The 24,527-nt window shown below is 37.5% G+C and carries 10 protein-coding genes and 1 tRNA gene; 6 read left to right on the top strand and 5 right to left on the bottom strand.

Translation table 11 applies throughout. The annotated features are described in order from the left end of the window. Positions 1-6: 6 nt before the first annotated feature. The 5 genes from IEV85_RS10325 (at position 7) to IEV85_RS10305 (ending at position 11,003) form a co-directional block, all read left to right on the top strand. Positions 7-5,097: a DUF6603 domain-containing protein gene (locus IEV85_RS10325; protein ID WP_188462977.1), complete on the top strand. Its 5,091-nt coding sequence runs from the start codon at positions 7-9 to the stop codon at positions 5,095-5,097. 3 nt (positions 5,098-5,100) lie between these two features. Then, on the top strand, positions 5,101-7,017 hold the full coding sequence (locus tag IEV85_RS10320) for a hypothetical protein (RefSeq protein ID WP_188462975.1): 1,917 nt from the start codon (positions 5,101-5,103) through the stop codon (positions 7,015-7,017). Positions 7,018-7,946: 929 nt separating this feature from the next. After that, positions 7,947-8,012: transfer RNA gene (locus IEV85_RS10315), tRNA-OTHER, on the top strand. Between the two features lie 378 nt (positions 8,013-8,390). Then, positions 8,391-9,491, top strand: coding sequence for a slipin family protein (locus IEV85_RS10310; protein WP_188462973.1), 1,101 nt, complete (start codon positions 8,391-8,393; stop codon positions 9,489-9,491). 90 nt (positions 9,492-9,581) lie between these two features. Continuing rightward, on the top strand, positions 9,582-11,003 hold the full coding sequence (locus IEV85_RS10305; protein ID WP_188462971.1) for an RtcB family protein: 1,422 nt from the start codon (positions 9,582-9,584) through the stop codon (positions 11,001-11,003). 60 nt (positions 11,004-11,063) lie between these two features. On the opposite strand, the gene IEV85_RS10300 is transcribed toward IEV85_RS10305, so the two are convergent. From IEV85_RS10300 to IEV85_RS10280, 5 genes are read right to left on the bottom strand one after another with little or no spacing between them, the layout of a single operon-like run. After that, on the bottom strand, positions 11,064-16,082 hold the full coding sequence (locus IEV85_RS10300; RefSeq protein WP_188462969.1) for a sacsin N-terminal ATP-binding-like domain-containing protein: 5,019 nt from the start codon (positions 16,080-16,082) through the stop codon (positions 11,064-11,066). A 14-nt stretch (positions 16,083-16,096) separates the two neighbouring features. Further along, on the bottom strand, positions 16,097-17,080 hold the full coding sequence (locus tag IEV85_RS10295) for a hypothetical protein (protein ID WP_188462967.1): 984 nt from the start codon (positions 17,078-17,080) through the stop codon (positions 16,097-16,099). After that, positions 17,067-20,282: a hypothetical protein gene (locus tag IEV85_RS10290; RefSeq protein WP_188462965.1), complete on the bottom strand. Its 3,216-nt coding sequence runs from the start codon at positions 20,280-20,282 to the stop codon at positions 17,067-17,069. The genes IEV85_RS10295 and IEV85_RS10290 overlap by 14 nt, the downstream gene beginning before the upstream one ends. Beyond that, positions 20,279-20,911 carry a condensin complex protein MksE gene (locus IEV85_RS24865; protein WP_229712558.1) on the bottom strand — a complete coding sequence of 211 codons (633 nt, stop codon included), beginning with the start codon at positions 20,909-20,911 and terminating at the stop codon, positions 20,279-20,281. Before IEV85_RS24865 ends, IEV85_RS10290 begins: the two co-directional genes overlap by 4 nt. Next, a complete protein-coding gene (locus IEV85_RS10280) occupies positions 20,908-22,254 on the bottom strand; it encodes a hypothetical protein (protein ID WP_188462963.1) in 1,347 nt (448 codons plus the stop codon). Before IEV85_RS10280 ends, IEV85_RS24865 begins: the two co-directional genes overlap by 4 nt. Before the next feature lie 426 nt (positions 22,255-22,680). Here IEV85_RS10280 and IEV85_RS10275 point away from each other — a divergent pair, with 426 nt between their 5' ends. Further along, positions 22,681-24,363 carry an alpha/beta fold hydrolase gene (locus IEV85_RS10275; RefSeq protein ID WP_188462961.1) on the top strand — a complete coding sequence of 561 codons (1,683 nt, stop codon included), beginning with the start codon at positions 22,681-22,683 and terminating at the stop codon, positions 24,361-24,363. The last annotated feature ends 164 nt before the right edge of the window (positions 24,364-24,527 follow it).

Genomic DNA, 24,527 nt, shown 5'->3' with positions numbered 1-24,527 from the left:
ATGGATATGGGAACTAAAAAACTCTGGGATTCGCTCTCTGAAATTAATAACGTAAAAGCACTTTCTGGAGCTGTATTAGGTACTTTACATGCCCTTGAATTAGGACATGCCCTCCAAACCTCTCCAAGGAATTTCCAATTTGAAACCCCTAAGGAGGTCAATGAAAACTGCTATCGCATAGAAGGCTGTTTTCCCAAGCTTTTTGGTTTAGAAAATATTAAGGGCACCTTCTGGGTATTTGATGTTATCAGTACCAATGGAAATAAAACGCCTCAACGTCATTTTATCCTTCAATTAAATTTTTCTAAAAAATTAGAGTATCTCTTTTCGGCCTTAAGTGGAATAGATAATTTTGCAGACCAGATTGGCAACGATGAAGCAAGTAGCTCTCTTAGCCCAGTACAGGATCAATCTATTTCTGGTCTTTATTATTCCTCAGGAGATTTCTCTACTGCTGAAATAAAAGAACGATGCGGTGCGGAGGTGCCTTTTGGTTTACCCATTGGTTTAAGTTGTCGGATTCAGGCCAATTTGGGTCAATTTTCGATTTCTCCTGGTTTTCAGATTCCATCTAAGAGTGAGATTGGTGTGACATTAAACTTGCAGCCCAGAGCAGGTGCTTATTTCTTTCAGTTTATCATTGAATTAAAGGAGCTGTTCCACGAAACTGAAAGGAAACATGGGGAAGGAGAATTGCAATTAAAACCAGAGCAACTCAGCTTTGGGTTTAACTTCAGGGAAAAGCAACTCAGTTTGGCTCATATCGGCTTAAATGGTCATATTAAAACTCCTTTTGATTCGGAACGTGATGTTGCATTTAGTGGGAGACTGAATTGGGAACATAAACGCTTGTCATTAAATGTCTCTGATTTGCCAGACATTGAACATATCCTTGCCCAATTCTTACCTGAAGATGATCCTATTTTGATGGAGATGCACAAAAGTGGCTCAGGTAGTATTGGAATTGACCATTTAGCGATGGAAATGGAATTTTCACCTGCAGTCGCAATCCGACATGCAGAGATAGTGATTTCTGCGCGTCAACCTATTCAGTTTCTTGAAAAAACTCCTCCTGCTGAGGAGGGCCTTATTCAATTACAACCTCGAGTAGCTTTAGCAGTAACCTCTCCATTCTCAAAAAATCAGAAAATTGATTTTACTATCAGCGGATGGGCCCAAATGGCAGGAACTCGTCTAGATGCTATGTATAACTCCTCGGAGCAAGCCCTTTTACTCGATTTAAGTACAGGTCATGGCGTGCAATCAGATGGATTTCATAAGCTTTTACCAGCTTTGAAGGACTGTTTCCCAAAAGAAGGTGAAGAATCCCCTGTAATTTCCATAGCAGAGATGAGTTTAATGGTGCAAAAAAGAGAGAATTGGACGGTTCAGTTTATTCTTGAATTAGATTCAAGCTTAAGTTTTGAGGTTGCAGGGCATACCTTTAGCATGTCTCACCTTGATCTACAGTTTGCTTATCAAAACAATCATATCGAGAATTTAGATATGTCAGGTCGCTTTCATTTGGGAGCAGTTGACCTTACCATGAGCGCATCCTACACACATGATTGGGGATGGTCCTTGATGGCGCAAACGGCTCCTTTTTCTTTAGGAATAAGTGATGTAATTCCTTATTTTAAAATAGATCATTTAACCAAAGCAGGGCATGATGAGGCTAAAAAATTGGCTGATTCTTTTAATCTGGATTTGATTATTGAGAGGGTTTATGCTAACATTATTATTCCCAGAGGAGAAGCAAAGGAAGAAGGTCGAAAAAACGAATTGTCATTGTTGTTGCATGTTCAGAGTGGAGAGAACGTTTCAGTCCCCTTTGATTTCTTTTTCTTAGAACTATATTGGCAGGAGACTTTGCAATGGGAAGCGATCATCCACTTTACACTTCGTCCGGCATTCACCAATGAATTAGGTAAGGAAATACCTGCGATTAATTTACAATTAGATTCCAAGAGAGAAATAATAAATGATAGTAATACTCAAGAAAAGAAAATGGCACTCTCTTTTCACGGAAGTATGGAGCACTTGCCCATTGATGAGCTGCTTTTATTCTTTGAAGATCGGTTTGGAATTGACCCAAATGATCAACTGAACCTACCTGCTTCATTAAAAGACATCACCCTCGAAAAAATAGAAGTCTCTCTTACTAAAACCGCTACTGACTGGAAATTCACTTTTGAGTGTGATACTAAAATCATTACAGAGCAGGCCACAAAAGAACATGAAGAAAAAAGCATTGCCACCCAGCTCATTTTTACGGTAGAGAAGCATATAAATGCTGAAAGCAAGGAAAACGAGTACCAGGTCGACCTGGCAGGGCATTTATTCATTCCTATAACAGCGAATAAAACACTAAACTTTGGGCTTCATTTTCATCATGACCCAGAAAAGGATTGGTTATTGGCCAGTTATCAGGGAGAAGTAGACATTCCGGTCAGTCAATTGTTGGAGAGCTGGTTGCATTCTGAAACTAAATGGCCAGAGCTGAGTTTGAAAATCAGCAATGCCTGTATTTTTATTCAAAGCAAAAAAAATGCAGGTGAAGAAAATGCAGAGGAGAAAAAGAGAGAAAGAAGTGTCTATTTTGGAGTAGAAATGGCAAGCTCCATTCAACTCAAAGAAATGCCTTTCCTTAAAACCCTCCTAACAGATGACCTCACTGCAGGAATAGAGCAATTTAGGGTAGCCTACACTTCCTCAGACATAGATAAGAATACCTTAACTCATTTATCAAAAGAATTTAAAGTATCATTAAAAGAAGCGGGAATATATGACTTGCCCGTACCGCAATCAGAAAAGGGGGGAATGGAAGCACTCGGTAAAGGCTTTCATTTATCAGGAAAACTGAAATTGGGTAAGGACTATGATAAGCTTTTTTCTGTGGGACCAGAAGTTGAAGAAGAAAGCAGTCATAATAAGCAAGCAAATGAAACAGTAGAAGAGTCCAATAAACAGCTACGGGCTGCAACTCCATCTTTGTCGTCATCGGAAGAATCTAGTTTAGTTGGTAAGTGGTTCAAAGTAGGAAAAACACTGGGTCCTTTAACGATAAGCCGACTAGGGATACAATATGATTATCAGAAGCAGGATTTGTGGATTCTGTTGGATGCAGGTCTTGAAATGGCCATTCTGGAGGTTTCAGTAGATGGTTTGGGGATAGGATCGCCTCTTTCCAATTTCAAACCCAAACTGCGGCTCTCGGGCTTGGGTGTTGATTTTCATAAAGATCCTCTGGAGATTGGGGGAGCCTTAATTTTTCAAGAACCTACGGGGAAATTATCCGATGCAACCACTTTCAGTGGGATGTTGACTTTACAATTTAAAGCCTTAGGTCTTTCTGTTTTCGGATCGTATACCGATGCCCTGGGGGAGCCTTCCTTCCTGGTGTATGGTGTACTGGATTATCCTATTGGCGGACCTCCATTTTTCCTGGTAGAAGGACTTGCAGCTGGTGTAGGTATTAACAGAAGGGTTCAGTATCCGAGCATCGATGAGTTAAACAGGTTTTCATTGATAGACGCGGTAATTAGTTCTGAAAACAAGTTACTTACTGATCGTATCAGCCGTATGGAGAAGGACTTAAAGGCGGAACTGGGTTCTTACTTTTTTGCCGCAGGAGTTAAATTCAGCACTTTCAAATTGTTAAACTCCTTTGTACTGCTCATTTTGGGGATAGGTGAACATACAGAACTGGATTTATTAGGCTACTCCTTACTTACAGCTCCATTGCCTTTGGACGATTCCGGGGAGGAGAAGACTAAGATAGATCCTATAGCCCAGGCCCGTTTACTGGTGCATGCTGCCTTTCGGCCAGATGCAGGCACCTTGCAAGTTGAAGCCCGTTTAGACGCTGAGAATTCCTTTTTGGTTTCCCGAAACTGCAAGTTGCAGGGCGGTTTTGCATTTTATGCATGGTTTAAAGAAGAAGATGTCAAAAACGGAGATTTTGTGTTGACATTAGGTGGCTACCATGCTCAATTTAATGTGCCTTCTCATTACCCTCAAGTCCCTCGTTTAGGTTTCCATTGGCAGGTAGATCCTCACATGCTTTTCAAAGGGGAATTATATTTTGCATTAACGCCTAATGCATTAATGGCTGGAGGCTTATTAGAGGGAAACTGGAAAAAAGATCACTTTGAAGCCAGCTTTCGCCTGGCATTAAATTTATTAATGCAATGGCAACCTTTCCATTATGAAGGAGATTTTTCTTTAAGCATTAAAGTAGCCTACAGTGATGATTTTCTTCAAATAGAACTGGAGCTGACTACAGAAATTGCCATCTGGGGACCTGAATTTGGGGGTATAGCTCATCTGAAATTACTAATTCTTGAAATAGATGTGGATTTTGGAGCCCCAAAAGTTGAAAAAATTGAAAAGCTTGGTTGGAAAGATTTTGCCAAAGCATTTTTATCACCAGTATCTGAAACCGGAACAATACCAGATGCCTTTTCTTGCCGCGTAAGCAGAGGTTTGATAGCAGGTGCTGCTGAAGGCAGCAAGAATTTATTGGGAACAGTGGACCCTTCAGCACTAGAAATATTTCTTGAAAGCACTGTACCTATTTCTAACGTTGAAATCAATGGAGAAAAGAGCAAAGCAAATAAGGAAATAAGCATTGCGCCTATGAATAGGCAGAATGTCAATTCAACACTCCATCTGACAGTAAAGCATGAAGGGGAAAAGATCAATGATTTTGAGTTTGATCCGGTTTTAAAGAATGCTCCTGCCGCACTTTGGGGAAAACAATTAAAACCTGAGTTAAATAGCTCAACTACTATTGAAAATTGTTTATTTGGTTATCGAATAGCGGTAAAACCTGAACTCTTTCATCAAGACAATAATTCAATCCAATTTCCAACTACCGACCTGGAAGCGCTACTGATTGAGCCGAATGTAAGCTCTAAGGTGCTGGACCCGTTAGAGTGGCACCCCTTGAATGAGGAAGTGCTGCTAAAGCTATACAGCAACACAGCAAGTTCATCAATTTTAAGTGCTTTTGGTATTCAGCCAACTTTAAAAAAGGAGCGAAAGGTTTTCCAACCTATTCAACTTTTAAGACCATTTAATATTCCAACCCAATAATTTATGGAGGATCCGAAAAAATCTTTTTTGCATTTATATGATCACCACGCATCAGGACTTGCTGCAGGTACGTATGAGATCACTGTCAGTCAGAAAATTGAGAATGAGGGAAGCCTGGAAGAGAGTTCTTATCAATTTACAGTAGGTGAGGAGCTGTTTCAATTGACAACCAATCAAATTCATTCAGTTTATCCTGCCCCCAATAGTGCTGGTTCTTATGCACACCATCTTCCACATATTCTGTTAAATAATAGTACTTTACCCTGGCAAGCTAGCCCTGGAAGTAGCGAAAAAGGAGATCCGTTCTTATTCCTTCTGCTATTTGATGAGTCAGAGCTTTCTAACCTGGATGTGCGAACCGAAATTAATGAACAGGAAAAGAAGACCAGAACTATTCTTACCTTGCCTACGGCACTGTTGTCTCAATTTTTTATAGATGGAGCTACTAAAACTCCACTGAAACTCAGTGAATGTTTAAAAACACTTAGGCTCTTAACTCATGTAAGGGTACTTAAAGAAGTTAATAAGAATGGAGTAGAAGAAATAATGAGTAGGCAGGCTTGTATTTTAGGCAATCGACTTCCAAAGGCTGGAAGTAAATCGGTGGTGCATTTAGTTTCCTTGGTATATACTCCAGAAGGTGACACATTTAATTTTTCCTCTTTGCATGAAAGGGAAAAGGTACAATTATATTCGCTCTACAGCTACAGTTTTTCAACCAATGGAATAGACCAAAAAAAAGATGAATCAGATTTTCACCTTGGTTTATCGAAATTAAATGTTTCAGTTATTAATACTGGAACCACCGCAGAAAAAGATACAATAGCTGCTAAATTAATGCAGGAAGCATTTGTTCCCTTGAATCATCATTTAAGAACAGGAGATCAGAGGTATTCACTTTACCGGGGACCACTTGTTCCTCCTTCTTCAAAAGAAACAGATTTGCCTTTAGCCACTTCATCTGATCAATTATTACGTATAGAAGCTGAAACTGGTATACTCGATACTTCTTATGCTGCCGCATGGAACCTGGGTCGCTATTTGGCGCTGAACTCAAGAACTTTGGTAAAAGCATTAGTGAATTGGAAACGCAGCCATGCACATGATGTCAAACAAAAAAGAGTACATCAGCTCTTTGAAATGGCTTCAGTTCACGAGAACCTTCCCATTCAGCAACAATTGCTGAATGAAGAATCTCCATCTTTCGAACTTCCCGGAGTAGTGAGACAAGCTATTGAAAATTGTTTGAAGCTTGCAGAAGTACCAATGGTCTACCTTGTTCCGGATAATAAGATGTTACCGAAAGAATCCCTTCGTTTTTTTAAAGTAGATAAAAGTTGGACAAAGGCATTATTAAACGGGGTATTTGAAGTGGGTTTTGCTGGCTTATCAGCTGAACGAGACAATGCCTTGTGGAATCAATTCTACACTGAAAAGATAAAGAAAGAAAATGTATATTTAGGCTATATCATGCGATCCCAATTGTTGGTAGATTTTCCAACAGTAGAATTAATTGGATTGGATAAAGATAAAAACATAATATCACCCGTAAGGGTTTTGAGGGAAGGAGACATGGCAATGGTTTTATTTAATCAGACAGTTGCAGAAGTGATCTTTTCTATGCCCGATCATAGCATGCATGCTGGATTTGAACATAGAGGGAATCCATCTGAGTTAGTGCTGGTTCTTAAAAATCCGAACAAATTAGAAGAAGTATCTAATAAAACACAAACAAAAGATGTATCTAATGTAGAGGTAACTTTTCTCTCCAAGTCTCAAGGTATTATCGACATTCCTAAACTTGCTGAAAAAATTCCATCTCATGAATCAGCCTCATTGGGATCAGCCGAATTAGCATATCACGTCTTGAAAAAAGGAACCGCTTTTAGTTTTAAATTTGGAAAAGAGAGAAGTAATTAGAATTAACCCTGTCTATTTAACTCGATGTTAGAGTATTTCAGACAATAAGTATGTGTATGATGATGATGAAAGGTTTCAGATGGTAGAATTCTTATAATAGTAAAAATTGATTTAAATTACTTATAAGTGTATATGCGTTTAATTTAGTTCGAATGGAACTTATACATGGTTCATAAATCAGCTGTTTTTTATTCAGACTAATTCCAAAAACTAAAAAAAAATCAGAATAATATTTTGTTAATCGAAAAATGTTTCCGAACATTGCAGCTCAATAAAGAAAAAATATGAGCCAATACATACAACATATCATTTGTTTAGAGCTACCTAAAGATAACCTTTATATGGATATCAGGCAGTATTGGCTTTGAGTGATTTAATTTATATAAAAATAGATTAAGAAACCCGGGCCATTTGGTTCGGGTTTTTTTATGTATAGCTAATTTATGCTTATGGATAAATACAGAATAATATTTGGTTTGAATAATCTTGCCCAGAGGAGAAGTGCGTCTTTTTCAAAGCAGGGTATGGAGTATTTACAGAGTAAAATTATTTACGAGTTTTCAGGTTAATAAGGATTTGCAGTAGTTGCTAAGCAAAGCCCCGCCCTGAAAAAGGACGGGGCTTTTTTTATGTGCTAATTTTCTTATAAAGTGAATTATTGCCTCGTGGGCTAATGGTAAATATTGGTTTTTGATAAAGGCATTCAAGGTTAAAGTCCTTGGCAACATAAATAGGAAGCAAAAGGCTTCCTTAAGATCTTCTTACTCTGAAAGGGGTAGAAGTAGCGGAAAAGTGAAAGTTTGAAGTATATGGACAGCGTTTCTGAATAGCGCACCGGTGCAAACAACCGTAGTTGTTTGTATACCACTCCAAGCTGGAGCATTTTTCACCACTCTGTGGGTCGAAGGTTCGAATCCTTCTCCTAATAGTGATATTGGGATAGTTCAGTGGCTAGAACAACAGAATCAATGTGGGTTCGAATCCCACTCCTTCAATTTGAAGGATGGCGGAACTGGTAAACGCAATGGACTCAAAATCCATCTGATTGATGAAGTAGCCTGCTTCTAAAACAGGGCTTCCAAAAGCAACTAAAGTGTATGCTTTTGTTTACTTGCTTAGAGGCAGTAAACCCAAAAAATTGGAAATGGCTTTGACGCCTGAGGATACCGTGAGAGGAACTTTTGATCCTTCTCTTGAACCTAAGAAAATGTGTGGGAGAAAAGAGGGGAGTAGAAAAAGAGAACGATGAGAAAATGCTCTTACTCAATCAGGCTTCCGCCTTAACTGATAGCAGAAGCTTTAGTTGCTTTATTTAAATGTGAATTATTGGACCAGTAATTATATAAAAAGTGTAGAAGTAAAATTGATTAAAAATGTTAAGAAAAAGAATCAATACAGGAAAAGTAGGCTTGGTATTCAGAAATGGAGAATACAAGCGAGTGCTTACTGCCGGCACATGGTGGATTTCGCCTTTTGAGGAGCTGGTTCGATATGATATGGACAGGCCTTTCCATTCAGCTATATCGCTAAATATTCTCTTAAGAGATGAAAAGCTTGCTGAGTTGTTGGAAATAGTAGAAGTACAGGATAATGAAATAGCCCTTCAGTATGAAGATGGAAAGTTCAAAACTGTATTAACATCAGGCAGGTATGCTTTCTGGAAAGGAATTGTAAACTACTCATTTGTGAAGTCTGATTTAAGCAAAGTAGAAATAACTGAGCGAATTGAAAAGTCAACCTTCGAAAGGAGAGAGTTGCTACCTTATCTCAGGGTTTTTGTGGTGGAGTCTTTCGAAAAAGGAGTATTGTACATCGATGGTAAATTTGAAAGAATTTTAACCAATGGTACTTACTTTTTCTGGAAAAACAGCACACCAGTAAAAGTGGATAAAGTAGACTTGAGGCAATTGCAGTTAGAACTTGCCGGTCAGGAGATTCTCACTAAAGATAAAGCTGCTTTGCGGGTGAATTTTGTAGCACAGTACAAAGTGGTGGACATAGAAAAAGCGATGATAGTCAATAAAGAATTTGAGAAGCAATTGTATACACTTATTCAGTTGGCTTTGAGGGAGTTTATTGGTACTTTCTCGCTGGACGAATTGCTTGAGAGGAAGGAGTCAGTGGCTGATTTTATAATGAAATCACTTAGTACTAAAGCTAATGCTTTGGGTGTGGAAGTGATGGATTGTGGTATAAGAGATATCATTTTGCCTGGAGAAGTGAAAGAGATCATGAATCAGGTTTTGGTAGCACAAAAGCAGGCACAAGCCAATGTAATCATGAGAAGGGAAGAGACAGCTTCCACAAGAAGCTTGCTCAATACTGCTCAATTGATGGAAAGCAACGAAATGTTGTTCAAATTGAAAGAAATGGAGTATGTAGAAAAAATTGCCGATAAAATTGGCCAGATTACTGTTGCAGGAAACGGTCAGGTACTGGATCAATTGAAAAGCATCTTTGCTCCAACTAAATAAGTAATGCGCTGAGTGGCATAAAGACCTACTCAGCCATTGCTTTACAAACATTAAGAGAACGAGATTTAAAAAATTTAAAACAAACTGGAGATGGCAACGACAAAATTAACAGGTAAAGACCTAAGACAGATCGGCTATCCTGAAGGCAAAGTCATTGGTTTTGCCATGAAAGCGCTGGAAGCGCATTACAAAGGAAAGAGTAAAAAGTTCAAACTGGAATTACTCCAAAGGGTGATAGAGAATCCTGCATTATACCTAAAACATGAACAATTAGGTGCAGTGGCTAAATCTCTGATTATAAAAACAGAGCATAATGAGACAATTGATTTACTTAAAAACAGGTTAGATTACCCTATTTACGGATTAGAGGGGATTGAACCTGGTGCTGTAAATCAGATGGAAATAGCTATGAAGTTGCCTGTTACGAGAGCAGGCGCATTGATGCCCGATGCTCATCAAGGATATGGATTGCCTATTGGAGGTGTTTTGGCCACTGAAAATGCAGTAATTCCTTATGCAGTGGGCGTGGATATTGGTTGTAGAATGTGTATGACGTTGTACGATTTACCCCCGGTATTTGATCGTGTGCAAACGGAAAGGCTCAAAGGAATGCTGATGGAAAATGCAAAATTTGGAAGTGCTGTTTTCAAGAAACCAAAAGAGCATGCAGTTTTGGATAGATCCGAATTCAATGAAATTAACATCTTAAAATCATTGAAAGATAGAGCATATTCACAGATTGGTTCTTCAGGTGGTGGAAACCATTTCGTGGAATTCGGCACTACTGAGCTGTTGAGTAATGAAAATGAGTTTGCATTACCGGCAGGAAAATACCTGGCCGTCCTAACACATTCCGGATCCAGAGGTTTGGGTGCTAATATTGCGAGGCATTATACAAAGCTTGCTATGGATACTTGTAAGCTTCCTAGTGAGGCCAAACATTTAGCATGGCTAGACCTGAATTCAGAAGATGGGCAAGAATACTGGCTCGCAATGAATTTAGCGGGTGATTACGCTTCGGCTTGTCACCATCAGATTCATGAAAGGATGGCCGCTTCATTAGGTGAACAACCCTTAGCAATGATTGAAAACCACCACAACTTTGCCTGGAAAGAGCAAAATGAGGAAGGTAAAGAACTGATCGTGCATAGAAAAGGGGCTACTCCAGCGGGAAAAGGTGTACTAGGGATTATTCCTGGTTCAATGACCTCCCCAGGCTTTATTGTGAGGGGGAAAGGAGAGCAGGCTTCCTTGAACTCTGCTTCTCATGGGGCAGGAAGAGTAATGTCTCGAAGAAGGGCCAAAGAAACACTATCGAAGAGAGAGGTACTTAAGCACCTGAATGATGCAGGTATTTCCCTGATTGGTTCTGGTTTGGATGAAGCTCCTATGGTATATAAGAATATCCATGAGGTAATGGCGCAGCAGCAATCGCTTGTGGAGGTAGTAGGCCAGTTCACACCTAAAGTGGTAAGAATGTGTGGAGATGAACGGTTTCAGGAGGTGGATTAAGATTGGAAAAAGGAGAACAAATTGTTTTCCTTTTTTAACTATCTTATTCTAAAATTACTATCAAATCTTTTTGCTAATTATTTCCACAATAACATTTTCTCCGCTTGAATCTAGAATTGCTCTGGGATTTTGATTTTTATCTTGCTCGGATTTCACGTATTCTGCAACACTCTTTGAGAGGTATTCTTTTAGAAGACGATCCGTTACATATTTACCATTTAAAGCTTCAGCAGCATTTCCATTTAATGCTTTGGATAAGTGATAGGTAAATATTCCATTCAACAGACTATCACTTGAATATGATTTTTGACCTGGTTGACATGATAGAAATGTTGCATAGTATGGGAATTCACTGACTAACAATTGAATTTCCTCTTCGTTGATATCACTGATGTGATTTCTCTCCAGTGCGTCTTGAAAACTCTGGGCACATGCATCGATAAAAATTAGCGCAGTATTACATTTTGATTTCCGCAATGGATCAAGTAAAATCTGATTTAATGAAACTGAAGTTTCAGATATGTGATGTTTGTGTGAATCGTAAGTTGATAGGAAATTTGTGATTCCATTGTGAAAACCATGGCCAACGTAATAGAAAATCAATCGATCTTCTTCTGTTAAATAATAGAACAATCCTTTCAGGTCATATTCTAAAGAGCTCTTAAGAGCTTCTTCGTTTTGAAAAACATGAATGTCTCTTTCATCAACATTCATCTTGTCAATTAGTGTTTGTCTGAATATTGAAACGTCAGCATTTGCATATTTGACTGGGGATATTTTATTCTTAGGAAGGTAGTTTTCAATTCCTATTATGATTGCAACAGTTCTTTTAAATTTAGGTAGATTCAACGTTCTTTTGATAGTAGCTGTTGTCGTTATTAACGCTTCTGTCGATGCGTTTTTTCTAATATATTTTTGATCATTATAGAGGATATCATGGTCCGATTTCTCAGTCTCTATCGCAAATAAAGATTTCTCTCCACTCCTTATCCAGTCATAACTTACTGTTGGAATAGGATTTAGAAGTGATATGGCTTTTCTAGTAATCTCAACAACTCTAAAATCATTGCTTAAACCTACAATTTCATTATTTGAGGAGGCTATTTCCCTTATACCAAAGACCAGTTTACCACCATTGCTATTGGCAAAAGATGAAACTAGTCTAGCTATTTTTTCTGGAGCGAATGGTACCACATCAAAATCGAATTCTTCAGATTTAGGAGTGGTAGCCAGTTTTTCAAAATCAGGAGCAGAAAAACTAATATTTTTGATTGGTATTCGATTTATTCCTGTTTCTCTAAGGAGTTGCCCTAACGTTATCTTTATTGGAGGGTTAATTCCGTCCTCTCCCCACAGTTCGGCATCTACATATTGAAGCACATTAAATTCCGAGGTATAGTAGAGCAGTACCTTGTTCCCATCTGAAGGCCTGGCTACAACTGTAATTTCATTCCCGTTTTTCGTTATACCTCTGATAATACTTGGTGCTATGTGATATGAATTGGCGCAATCATATTCTGATAAAGTCTTGAGGTAGTCCATCACGTTGGCTACAGCTCTTGGTATGAGGGTCTCTATCCACTTTAATCTTTCATAATCCGGTTTAGATAAATGAAAGAACTCAGGAGGAATATTGCCTTGGTCAATGGCACTAGCCACATCTGAAAACGTTCTGACCTGTTCATTAGAAATTTTATTACCAGTATTGATGACAGGATTTTTAAACTCATCTGGTAGGTCAATGTTTTCCTGAGAAAAATGCTCTAGTATTTCTTGATTGTTTGATCTAAGCAAAAAATCCAGCTTCTTTTCATGTCCAAGTACTTGGAAATAACGAGCTAAAATCTCCGGCAACTTCAACAGGACACTGTTAGTATCCCATGGGCTTGTTACGAAGAGATTTGGCTTATCAAAGTGAACGTTTACGTTCTTACTAAAATCAATACTCGAATAAGTGATCTTAAGTTCTGTGGCTTGGTAAATTTTTAATTTATCGACCTTGCCTTGAAGATTGTCTAAAAACTCCGTTTCACTTTCACTATTGGACTCGTGTTGAATCCATATTTTGAAATATGGAATAACACCTTTCAAATGCTCTTCTAAACTAGAACAGGTTTCTTCCTCCGTAGGAATCAATTCAAAGTCACTTTGTCTGAGAATTGTGACTTTGATATGAGTTAAAAGGGTTTCTAAGTTTTTATGTCTTTTGTTTTCTGAATTAAGAGATAGAAAATGAAATTGATCCTGAAAAATAGAGTCATTCCCATCAATGAAGCATTTGATCTTATCACAATCAGTAAATTGTCGTTTGGTATTTAACAAACGCCCAGTTCGAGACCATTCTTCAACAAGTGAAATATCTGAGAAATTCCAAATGGGGCATTGATCTAATAAAAGAGCATAAACTGTTTGAATTCTCTTGTAATTTTCATTCTTGCCCCGTCCTTCATCATCGGTATCTAAGGATATGCTATCAAGCAAATCCAAATAGTCCGATAGCTCTAGTCTTGTTCGAAATCCAAAGAATGACTTCCAATCAGGAGTTAATTCTGGGCCACTAAAAACAGGTAAGTAGTTACCAGCAATTGACTTTGTGTCATCAGCATTGAGTAGAACTGAATTTGCCTTTTTACATTCACCTGTTACAACAGGTATGCAATCTCGGTTCACGATAAACCAGGGGACATAGTTTTCGATGGCGTCACCATTAGTTTGGCCACCCATATGAGAATATCCCCAATAGGCTCTTCCAAGTTCAACTAGTATTTCAGGTTCAATATACTCTATGACATCCTTCCAAAATCTGGTTGATAGTTCATAGGAATTGGTCTCATTTATCCATGACAATGAAGATAGGTTCGAAAAAGAGTCAGCTGAAAATCTGTTATTATAAAATCGATTATTGTACTCATTGAAAAATTCTACTAACCAACCGGATTTGGTAAAATTCCCCGTTGATGTCTTTTCAGGAAATGTTATATGGTAGATTCCTTCCTTAACTCCTAATAATTTAAAAAAGCGCTTCCATTCATCTTTGTCAACCTTATCAGTGCAATACTCTTGACTTACAAAGATGTCAGTATCTATAATTTCTTCAATTTCAAGACGTGGAGAGTAAAAATTTGATAAATAACATTCTTCTGCTATTTGTAAGGTTCCTTTTTGTGTGAGCAGCTTTATTTTTGACAAACGTTTTATTAGATCTTCTTTAAGTTGATCTTTCCGGTATAGAATAAATAAATCTTGGATTGTCTGAATGGCATTCTGAGAAGTGACATAGCTTTCTATGTTGGGAATGAGCGTTTGATGGATAAAGGTAATGTCTGTTTTTTCCAACATTCCTAATGTCTCGAACCAAACCCTCATTTCACCTTCTTTAACAAGCCATTCCTTTAGTTCAGGGTGTATAAAGGATAATTCGCTATTATGGTCATTCCAGTTTTGATCATCTGGGGCTGGAAAGCAGAGATCCGATGGAGTATTTAATACCGCTTTATGATCTCGAATAAATGGCAGCTTCTTTAGGAATTCGATCGATACCTCTGCTGGTTTTTCAGATTCACAGAGAATCTTAAGATGTTTGATCAGTTGAATATTGTTATCTATCGATAGAACATCTGAAAGGTCTTGTGATTTCAGCAATGTGAGAACGTCACTCCACTCAAAACTGGATGCTCCCAGTTTCTTGAAAATATGACCAAATCCAGTGTTCGCAGCAAATTTCCCCTTATTATTTTCACCCTGATTGATAAAGTTTTTGATAGGTTCACGTCCAACAAAATCTTTATCAGAAAGGAATGTGAAGTCCACTATGGTATTATCAATTTTGGCCAATTTCTTCTCATCCGTGATTATGAAAGGAACAGACTTTATTGCCTCTTCAATTCCACTATTGAACTCAATGGCCAAGAGATCATTAATGACAGTTCTATCAGGGATTAATTGATATGCTTGATATTCATAGTCGGATGTCACAAGTTCCGAAATCCATTTAAATATTTCTATTGGAATGGTTTTGAATAACCACTGATTCCATTTTGAATCTGCATGAAGTTTTTCTCTGCTAGCAGTTGTTAGAAAGCTTGTATTGATTAATACAGGGAGGGAGTATCTTGTTTCATCGGTGGGTAGATATGAATATAGAAGTTTGTCCTGAGGGGATAGCTTCTTTATACCATCCTTTCCAAGCTCTGCAGCCATAGATAACTCTATGGCATCAGCTTTGAGAAGTTTATCCGGAATGTTTCGCTCGTCTTGAAGGGATGTTTTTAGGTTGTCTGGTACCGCAAGGTTAAATGTTTTGATCAACCAAGTAGTTTTTAATCGGCCTCCTTCTTTTAGTGAAATCTTGTTTTCTATTGTCCTATCTATTTCAATTGAGACTGTAGGTGTTTGGATATCAAAATCAATACCTGATATATTTCTTAGAAAAAGAAACATATTTAGGTTCTTAGAAAGGACTTGAATGGCTTCTCTAGTTTCCTGTTGATTCTTTAGTTGTATTATAGTAGCAACTTTTGCGTCAATGGCTTTAATGTACTGATCAATTGGTTTTAGAACTTCCCCAACCTCTGTAAAAATTGGAATGATCTGCCAAGGGAATTGGAAATCTCGATCATTTTCTTTCTCCCATACTTCTTTTGAATCCTCCCATGTCCAACCAAACTGATATGATGAATCAAATCTAAAATATTCGCCATTGGTAAATATGATCACATGCTCTGATTGACCAAAAACTGATTTAAATCCAATGCCTTTATATCCGGTTTTCGTAGGATCAGATTTTTTAGTTCCATGGTTCACGTTACATATTCCTTGAAGATCTCGAGAAGAGAAAGGTTTACCAGAATGTGCTACGACCAAATAGTCTTCAAATGTTTTAATCCAGACCTTGATAGCTTCTTTATTCTGTGAAGAGTCATCAGCATTCTGAAGAAGTTCATAAATAAACCTCTTTGAATCCGTATATAAATCTGCAGATAAATCATGTAGTGAACTTGCTTGGTTTGCTGCTTGACCGGGAGTGGAGTAGCCGGTATGTTCTTGGAATATTTTTTCTATTTCAGATTTTAGGCTCATTTAGGCATTGTCGTTTATTGTGTTAGTAAGGTGATCTGATTAAAACTCATAAGCTCGATAAGATCATTTGACTCTTCTTCTATCCATTGATCTTCTTGGATTAAAGCTCTTATGAGATTAAGTTGTTGATCGCTGAAATCTTCGCTTTTGAGCCCTGATAGTGGGATAGAATGGTTCCATGTGCTATTGTGGTTTGGGGATCCTACCGGCAATAACAAACTATCTGAAGGAGGGCTTAATAGTTTAAGGTCAACGCCCTTTACTTTCAATTTTGCTTTGATCGAACCGTAGATTTTTAGACCATGATAATCCCAATCGCAGGAATAATAAATAGGAAGGGAGAACTTAGAAGGTTGGATATCATCAATGATTGCAATGTTGTTGCCACCAACATACCAAAGCTCAATATTATTTTCTTTGGCCTTCCATGGAAGTTTTAAAAAGGCCAAGTTCTCGCATAAGACGATGGCGGCTGGGGAAATGCAATCTACCACAAATCTCCATACGAGATTCTTTGGGTCTTTCTCTGGAAAATCATCGATATCCAATATTCGGCAAACCGCATTTTTAAGACTGAGATTATTCTCCAAATACTTCGATCCTTTACCCTTGAAAACAGTCGCAGAAAATGTTCGAATAGTGCTCAATTCTTGTCTTAAATTCTTACGATGTTCAGATATGAATAACAGTGTAATGATATCTTCCTCTAAATATCTCCGTTTGGCATCAGACTCTATTCCATATGATTCAAAGAGGCTTAAGTACAGATCATAGTGCTCCCTAATATTGTTTTCATAAAATGAGGCAAAACTGCTTTGAGCTTCTAGAATGTTCAGGTTACCGCTTTTTGGCTTTATCAAACGTTTAGTCGATACCAGATATTCGATGTACGCATTATCCCTGATCTTACTCCGTGTAGAACCACTGACAAACAGCTCATTCAATGCCTTGAGATGTCTCCAGTTTAGTTTGCGATTATAAATGCTATCTCGATTCATCTTTTATATCTGAGCGACTGAAGATCGCCATAGGTGTGAAATTGACGGGTTCATCCACATCGGTGTTTTTATGTAGTATATAAACATATTGATCACCTTCTTTAAACCTTCCCACAGAACCTACGGACATGGAAATGATCTGGTAGTCATAAGTTTTTGCGATGTTGTACAGGAGGTCATAATTTGATCCTAGCCCCTCTGCCTCATCAATTGGCATAAAACGGATTCCGGGTTTTTGTTTTTCACCATCTTCCTTGCCGATAATTGAAAGCCGTGCGATGCACAGCATTGCTATTGCTGCATAAGTCTGGCCGGTACTACCAATGTTGGTTCTCCCGGCATCAGATTCCATGGAAAAAGTAAGGTCAAAGTAGGAGCATGGATTCAATAGGTCATTTGTGTCAACATTAGAACCTCTGACTCCTCCACATTGAGTGAATGCGTCCTTCATTATTTCCTCCAACCCGACCAAAAGGGATAAATTTTTTCTCAGACCTTCATCCGTTGCGAAAAGGCCTATTTCACTATCAATTTTTTGTTTAAAAACTCTGATCCATTCCAAAGGAAATTGTTTTGACATTTCCTTCTTAAGCCGTACGCTGTAGCCACCTGTTATTTGCTTCTCTTCACTCTTGAAGAAGTTGTCAATAAGCCTAACCTCATTGAGCTGATTTGTTACTTTATCTTCTATTTCTTCGACAATGTCCCGGATACGCTGTATTTTTCTTGAATTTAGTTCACGATTTTTCTCATTGATTTTCTCCAGGTAGTGTTTGATAATTTCAATTACATTCTCTTCGGTTACCTGCTCATTTCTGAATGCTTCTGGTAATAGGTTCTTACCTAGCTCCAGAAAGTCATGAGTAGTTTCAAACTTGTGTGAATCTGCAGATATGAAGCGATCAATGATTAAACTGAATTGATCCTGGTAAGCTTGTTCAGCTTTGATATGTGCCTCTTTTTCACTTCTAGGCTCATTAAGCCAATGGCTTTCAAATGAAGATATGTCTGGCTCTTTATTAAACTGAGTTCTGTATTCTTCTAGTGTTCTATTTTTGCTTGCAATTGTCTCCTTGTAGTTGTTGTACAGCAAAGTAGGATCAAGATTTCTGATCGATTCCTTCTCTCTTATTGCTCTCTCAATATGGTCTTGAAGTTTGTTATAGTTCAGCTGTGAAGTAGAAGGTGGGGATGGAGCACTTCGAAACTTTTCAAAAAGTGCCTTAGATTCTTCAGAAATCTGTGAAGTCTGACTGGAAATTTCGATAATCATTTTTAGCTCCCCATATTGATTTTCAAAAGAGGCCAATTCTCTGGAAGCAATCCTATGATTTTCTTTGGCCTTGTCGTAAGAGTTTCTTATTTCTTCTCTTTTTGACAGGCTGTGTAAATACTTATCAAGGGTGCTGTCGTCAAAGCTCAGAACTTGATTATATGAAGACTTCAGGATTTCAGATCTCTTGAGGTAGGATTCATAGAAGTGTTTAGGACTTTCTAAATTCTGAAACAATGATATGATAGATCGGAGCTTGTTTGATTGATCTATCAAATTTGTCATCTCATCTGTGAGTTCCTTGGAGTAATCACCAAAGAATGAAGCAATAGAGCTTTTATCTGAAGTATTAAATACTCTATCATTGATGAATGGAATAAATTCTCGTATACCGTTAGTACTCAACCAAAAACCATCTTTTTCTTTTTCTATTACGGGCAGGGCTAGAAATAATTCTTCGGGTTTTGGAAGGTAATTCGATCTGTCTGAAGGTTTTTTCCTGGGTAAATATTGGAAATGGAGCAGGGTGCTTTCTTCTTCAAGAGAAAGAGGTCGGTCTAAATTAAAAGCCCAACTTGCAAGTGAATTGATATCATTGATATCTGAGTATTTTGCTAGTACTTCCTTTTTGAGCAACTCATTTTTAATGCCTTCCAATTTGTCGGGAATCTTCTCTTGAAACTCCAAATATGATGCTGGCCAGTCTTCACTTTCAAAGAATGCCATTAGCTTCTCTTTGCTTAAAGCAGTATTAACAGATTCTATCGCCTTAATACTGAATGATATTTTCTTGTTGACTTTGTGAAGTTCTCTCAATTCTGAGGGTTCGCAACTGAGCTTGTATAGAATTTTTTGAACATCCTCCAATGTAACATGGTCATTTTCTGCCTCTCTAAGTTTTAAACGAGTTCTTTCTTCATTTAACTTTAGTTGGTCTTCTCTGAGATCAATTTCTCTCAATTCATGAGTTGCCCAAACGTGCACGTCATGTAAAAACTCTGTTGTTTTTGCAAATTGATCAGAAATATCTACCAGTTTTTGATATGTGGTTTCTTCTTCCTGCTGATAAAATGCATAACTCCTTATAAGGTAGTCGTGAAGACACTTTTCAAGATTGATTTTTCGATGGTGAAGCTCTAAGTAAGCTTTTTGTTTTTCAGTAACTCGTTGTATTTCATTAAGATTACGCCCGTATTCTCCTATTTGAGATTCAAATTCTTTAACAGCTTCTCTGAATTTTTTTGTAATTTCTTTTGCTTCAGTATCACCAAATAAAAAGCTCTTTAGGCTAGTACTCTTTTTTGTGTCAAGGGTTTTGCCTCGGGAGAACGATTGGATAATTTGAGCAAAGTCCTTTAACGTCTTATCATTTGAAGAAAGGTCAAGGGGCAGAAGATGATTTTTAAATAATATCTCATGGTAGGTTTTTGATCTTTGCCAGGAGTGGCAAATGAATCCTTTATTTTCCAGGTGTTCTTTAAGCAAGTCTATTGGAAGAATTTCGTCATTACTTAGAAAATCTTGACAACAAAATGGATTGTCAAAAGGAGTAAGAGTTTCTAGATCATAACCACCCTGAATTATAAATGAATGTGTATTCCTGGCAGTATTTTCAATGTAAGTGCCAATACATAAGTATTTATTTGGAGTAGAGGCGATATTTATAAATGCGTAAGCAAAATCAGTGCCTCTGCCTTTTTTATGCTCTAGTACCATACCCGAAGGCTTTCGATCATCCGTGCCAATCGTAGCAGATTCAAACGCATCGGAACCAACAAAAATGAGCTGAAGTAAATCACCAATCATACTCTTTCCTGAACCACTATCGCCCATGAAGTCAGTTCTCAAAGGATGAAACTCATAGTCAAATTCCTGGTGATGAATGAGGCCTAGTGTGGACAAACTATGTATTCTTGGGAACTCCTTCATGAAACTTCGTCTCCTTTAAGCCATTCATCGAGATGATTGATATATTCTGCGTACATTTTGGTAATCCTTTCAAGGGCTGGTAGAGGATCAAAGGTGTCCTCATCTAATATTATCCAACCAATTTTACTGAACTCTTTAAGCGAATCCAGTACTACTTTATCAATATTTTCATCATTGATTTTAGTCGCTTTGTCCTTCTTCGCTTTAGTCAGAGCTCTATACAAACCTGGCTTTAGGTCCTCATAATCCTGCCTGATAATTTTCTGAAGTTTGGAGACTGAAGAAAGGTCGACATATCCGTCAATGTAAATAATTTTGTAAACCATAAATGCTACAATTACGCATTCATTAGGAAGAAAATATCGGTGATCTAAAGGGATGTTGCCTCTTGAGTTGTGACCAAATTCTAAATAGTAATATTTGTTTACTGTCTCTCCTCCATGTTCCAGATAAACACCATAAAATTCCTCGTAAAAGTCTCTTATGCTTTCTTCATTTTCCTCAATAAAGCGAAACAGATTGGCTTGATGGCTACTGTTTTGAATATGAACTCCGTCTTTCAGAGCATAATCTATTTTGGCGAAGAGATCACGAGCGGCAGGGTGTTCAAAAAAGATCAAACTATTCATGATGCTCTATGGATTAATAGGTTTCTTAATTCAAGGTTTTTAAATTGACTTGATCTATCGTTTTGAGTGGAGATATCAAGTGTCCAATTATAAATTTTACGATCTCTGATCACTCGATAGGCGAGCTCTATGGCGAGGTTTAAGTCATTACTAGTGCTCTGGAGTATCTGGAAGAAGTATTCAGAAAATTGAACCACAGACTCCTTTTCCAAATCAGCATCTATGCGGTTTAGCCAAATATCAATTGTGTCTTGGCGGGCAAACTGATTTTGAGAATGACGGTAGGCGATTTGTTTTGATTGCTCGTTTTCAGGGTATCTTATTTTTCTGCGAGCCCTTGCTGGGAAAAGATCCTTTTTTCTTTCAACAATTGAAAATTTGGTCAGTTGGCGAAATACATTATATTCAGGAAGACCAGCCGGGAGAACCAAAAGTTTTTTATTTCTCTCAATTTTGACTGTGCTGTTATCTAAAAGGACTCTAAGAAATTTTTCAATTTGAGAGTTGAAAAGAGGTTTGTTGAGGTTGGAAAAAAGCTGCTTGACCTTGGGATGTATTCTGTCTAGTCGGCTATCGACCATCGAAAGAAGTTTTTTCATTTCCTGAAGCAACAGATGTGCGGAGTGAATTGAATCACCAATTTGTCTATCATCAATAGACATTGACCTTTCATCAAGATGTTCCTTTATAATGTCGAATTCCCTGAAAGCAGCTCTTAATTCCTTATTCTGACCTCTTATTTCATCAAAGCGTGTGTCTATCTCTTTCAGAATCTGTACGATTTTGGAATTCTCGTTAGTACTAATATTTTGCCGCAGTTCTAGCACGGAATGATCAATTTGCCGCTCTATAAAATCAATTTGTTGCCTTAAATTGGGTTTAAAGGTTTCAAAATTTATAGTAAGCCATTCCCTAATAGCATTAGGCGTTTTAGCCTCCTTTAACTCTTTTGTGAGGGTCTTACAAATGCGCTCAATTTGGGTTGGGTCAAAATTTGACTTAAGTGTATTGAAAGCGTGTTTACAGAATTCATTGGCATACTCCTTAAATCTGTATACTTGCTTTTCATCATCGTACCTCAAGAAATATTCTTGCAGACTGGCAATTGTTCTATTATAGTGTTCGGTTGGTTTTCGGTGTGACTTTGATTCGGAGCGAGGGTTGACAGCATCTAATGCTTCATGTATATCAGACTCCTTAAAGGTCATCTCAGGGAAAGCCCCTTCTAAGCTTTTTTGATATAGCCAGACAATAGCTAACCCAACTTCCTTCTGCGGATATAATAGTTGGTAGTTGTCATCTTTTGTGATTTCGGAAAAGAAGTCAAAATCTGTAGTGGTCATTTTAAAGTTGTAGGTTTTGATTTCAGTATTATTTAAACACTGTGTTAATATATAATATTTTTATTATACAACATAAATTATCTGGGTTATTTATAAAAATAGCAGACTAGTTGAAAAAGGTGTACTAGGATTATTTCCGATTCAATGACCTGGCCTGACTTTATTGTGAGAGAAAAAGGAGAACAAATTGTTTTCCTTTTTTTCTTTATTGACTTCATGAAAGTACTGAATATTTTTAAGTAGGTGGAAATGTATGAGAATTAAAATGTTCACCTTAAAAATGTGTAATAATAGCTAAAATTGGCTGATTTAATATATTTGTCTACCTCTTGTATACCTTTAATTCTGAGATTTTAAATTAATGGAGGGTAATTTTGTGATGTAAATAGAAAATAAATTTTTCAACCCTTACAAATTTAAATCATCATGAATAGGAAGCCAACTACCCAATATACAAAAAGCGGTCGTATCAATATCGCTTATCAGGTTTTCGGTACCGGAGCCGTTGATTTGGTTTATATACCAGGCTGGGTTTCTAATATCGACTGGATGTGGGGATGCCCTGAATTAGTAGATTTCCTGGAAGAACTAGGTAAGATAGCCAGGGTAATTCTATTTGATAAAAGAGGCACAGGGCTTTCGGATAGGATAGTAGAGCTCTCTACTTTGGAAGAAAGAATGGATGACATTCGTGCAGTAATGGATGCTGTAGGGTCAGAGAAGGCTGTTTTATTTGGACATTCTGAAGGTGGTTCTGTTTCAGCGCTATTTGCAGCTACTTACCCTAACAGAACCATTTCTCTTATTACTTTTGGGGTATTTGCTAAACGCAGATATGCTCCTGATTATCCATGGGCACCTACTGATGAGGAAAGACAATCGGTTTATTCAATGATTGAAAACAGCTGGGGTGGGGGTGAAATGAATTTGGAATCATTAGCACCTTCCAAAGCGCTGGATAAGAAATTTATGGATTGGTTAGCCAATTATTTTCGGTCCGGAGCGAGCCCAAGTGCAGCTATGGTACTCACTAAAATGAATACTGAGGTGGACATAATTGATATATTAGATTCCATTAATGTGCCTACATTATTATTACAGCGGACAAATGATATTGATGTAAAAATAGAGGAAGGAAGGTTTATTGCGGAACGTATTAAAGGTGCTAAATTTGTAGAATTAGAAGGCAATGATCATTTATTCTGGGTAGGAAACACAGAGGCTGTGCTTGAAGAAATGAGAGCATTTATCTTAAATATAGAACCTTTAAAAAGCTATGAGAAGCAGCTTTTTACAATTGTTTCTGCTCGCCTATCGTCTCCAAATGGAGCAGATGAAAAGTGTCGTGAAAAGGTTCGGGAGCTGGTAATGCAATATAGAGGTAAAATTATAGGCCACAAAGTAAATACCCTTATTGCTGTGTTTGAAGGGCCTAGTAAGGCAGTTCACTGTAGTATTGATATGTCAGCAGCTATGCGGAAGTGTAATACACATTTAACCATTGGAGTGCATATTACGGAAGGAGCCATTGATGAATTACATTTTGTAAGTAAAAAAACAGACCAATTCATTGAATCAATGCATGATCAGGCAAAACCTAATCAAATTCTAATTACACAAACAGTAAAATATTTACTTTCAGGATCTGGGCTGAGTTTTATTCAACATAAACCTATCAATGAAAAAATATCAGGAGAATCACACTTGCTTTATTTGATTAACGAAAGAGCCATTCCGGCTGCTCAATCCACTCATATTAACCAGCAAAAATTGCTGCAGAATGAATCATTACTTGAGAATGTTTTGCAATGCATTGATATACATTTAGGGGATGAGGCTTTTGGGGTGGATAAATTATGTAAGGAAATCGGGATAAGTGAAAGGCAGCTTCAAAGGAAACTGAAGGCCATTACCAACAAATCCCCTAATCAGCTCATCTCTTCTGTTCGTTTGCATCGTGCAAAAGAGTTGCTTATGGATCAGCAAAAAAATATATCTGAAGTTGCTTTCACTACAGGTTTTTCCAATCCTTCCTATTTCTCAAAATGTTTTAAGAGAGAGTTTGGTATGGCACCTTCTGATTTAATTCAAGAGAGGATTTCAGCCTAAAAGGTGTTACACCCTAAACTCACACAAAATCTATTAAATGTAAATGCTAATAGGGCAGTAAAAGTCTACCTTATCGATCTTAATGGAGTTTGCTTTCTGGTTTTGACAAATAATGACTTAGTTTTTACCGAAAAAAATTAAGCAGAATATACTGTGGAAATTAA

It is taken from the genome of Marivirga lumbricoides (genome assembly GCF_014636295.1).
Lineage (GTDB): Bacteria > Bacteroidota > Bacteroidia > Cytophagales > Cyclobacteriaceae > Marivirga > Marivirga lumbricoides.
Note: the sequence above shows the minus strand (reverse complement) of the source record. Positions and strands in the feature narration are given on the sequence as shown.

Bases quoted from the DNA above. Each gene is read 5' to 3' on its own strand.
- IEV85_RS10320 (WP_188462975.1), top strand. From the start codon at position 5,101: ATGGAGGATCCGAAAAAATCTTTTTTGCATTTATATGATCACCACGCA.
- IEV85_RS24865 (WP_229712558.1), bottom strand. From the start codon at position 20,911: ATGAATAGTTTGATCTTTTTTGAACACCCTGCCGCTCGTGATCTCTTC.
- IEV85_RS10300 (WP_188462969.1), bottom strand. From the start codon at position 16,082: ATGAGCCTAAAATCTGAAATAGAAAAAATATTCCAAGAACATACCGGC.
- IEV85_RS10325 (WP_188462977.1), top strand. From the start codon at position 7: ATGGGAACTAAAAAACTCTGGGATTCGCTCTCTGAAATTAATAACGTA.
- IEV85_RS10280 (WP_188462963.1), bottom strand. From the start codon at position 22,254: ATGACCACTACAGATTTTGACTTCTTTTCCGAAATCACAAAAGATGAC.
- IEV85_RS10290 (WP_188462965.1), bottom strand. From the start codon at position 20,282: ATGAAGGAGTTCCCAAGAATACATAGTTTGTCCACACTAGGCCTCATT.
- IEV85_RS10305 (WP_188462971.1), top strand. From the start codon at position 9,582: ATGGCAACGACAAAATTAACAGGTAAAGACCTAAGACAGATCGGCTAT.
- IEV85_RS10310 (WP_188462973.1), top strand. From the start codon at position 8,391: ATGTTAAGAAAAAGAATCAATACAGGAAAAGTAGGCTTGGTATTCAGA.
- IEV85_RS10275 (WP_188462961.1), top strand. From the start codon at position 22,681: ATGAATAGGAAGCCAACTACCCAATATACAAAAAGCGGTCGTATCAAT.
- IEV85_RS10295 (WP_188462967.1), bottom strand. From the start codon at position 17,080: ATGAATCGAGATAGCATTTATAATCGCAAACTAAACTGGAGACATCTC.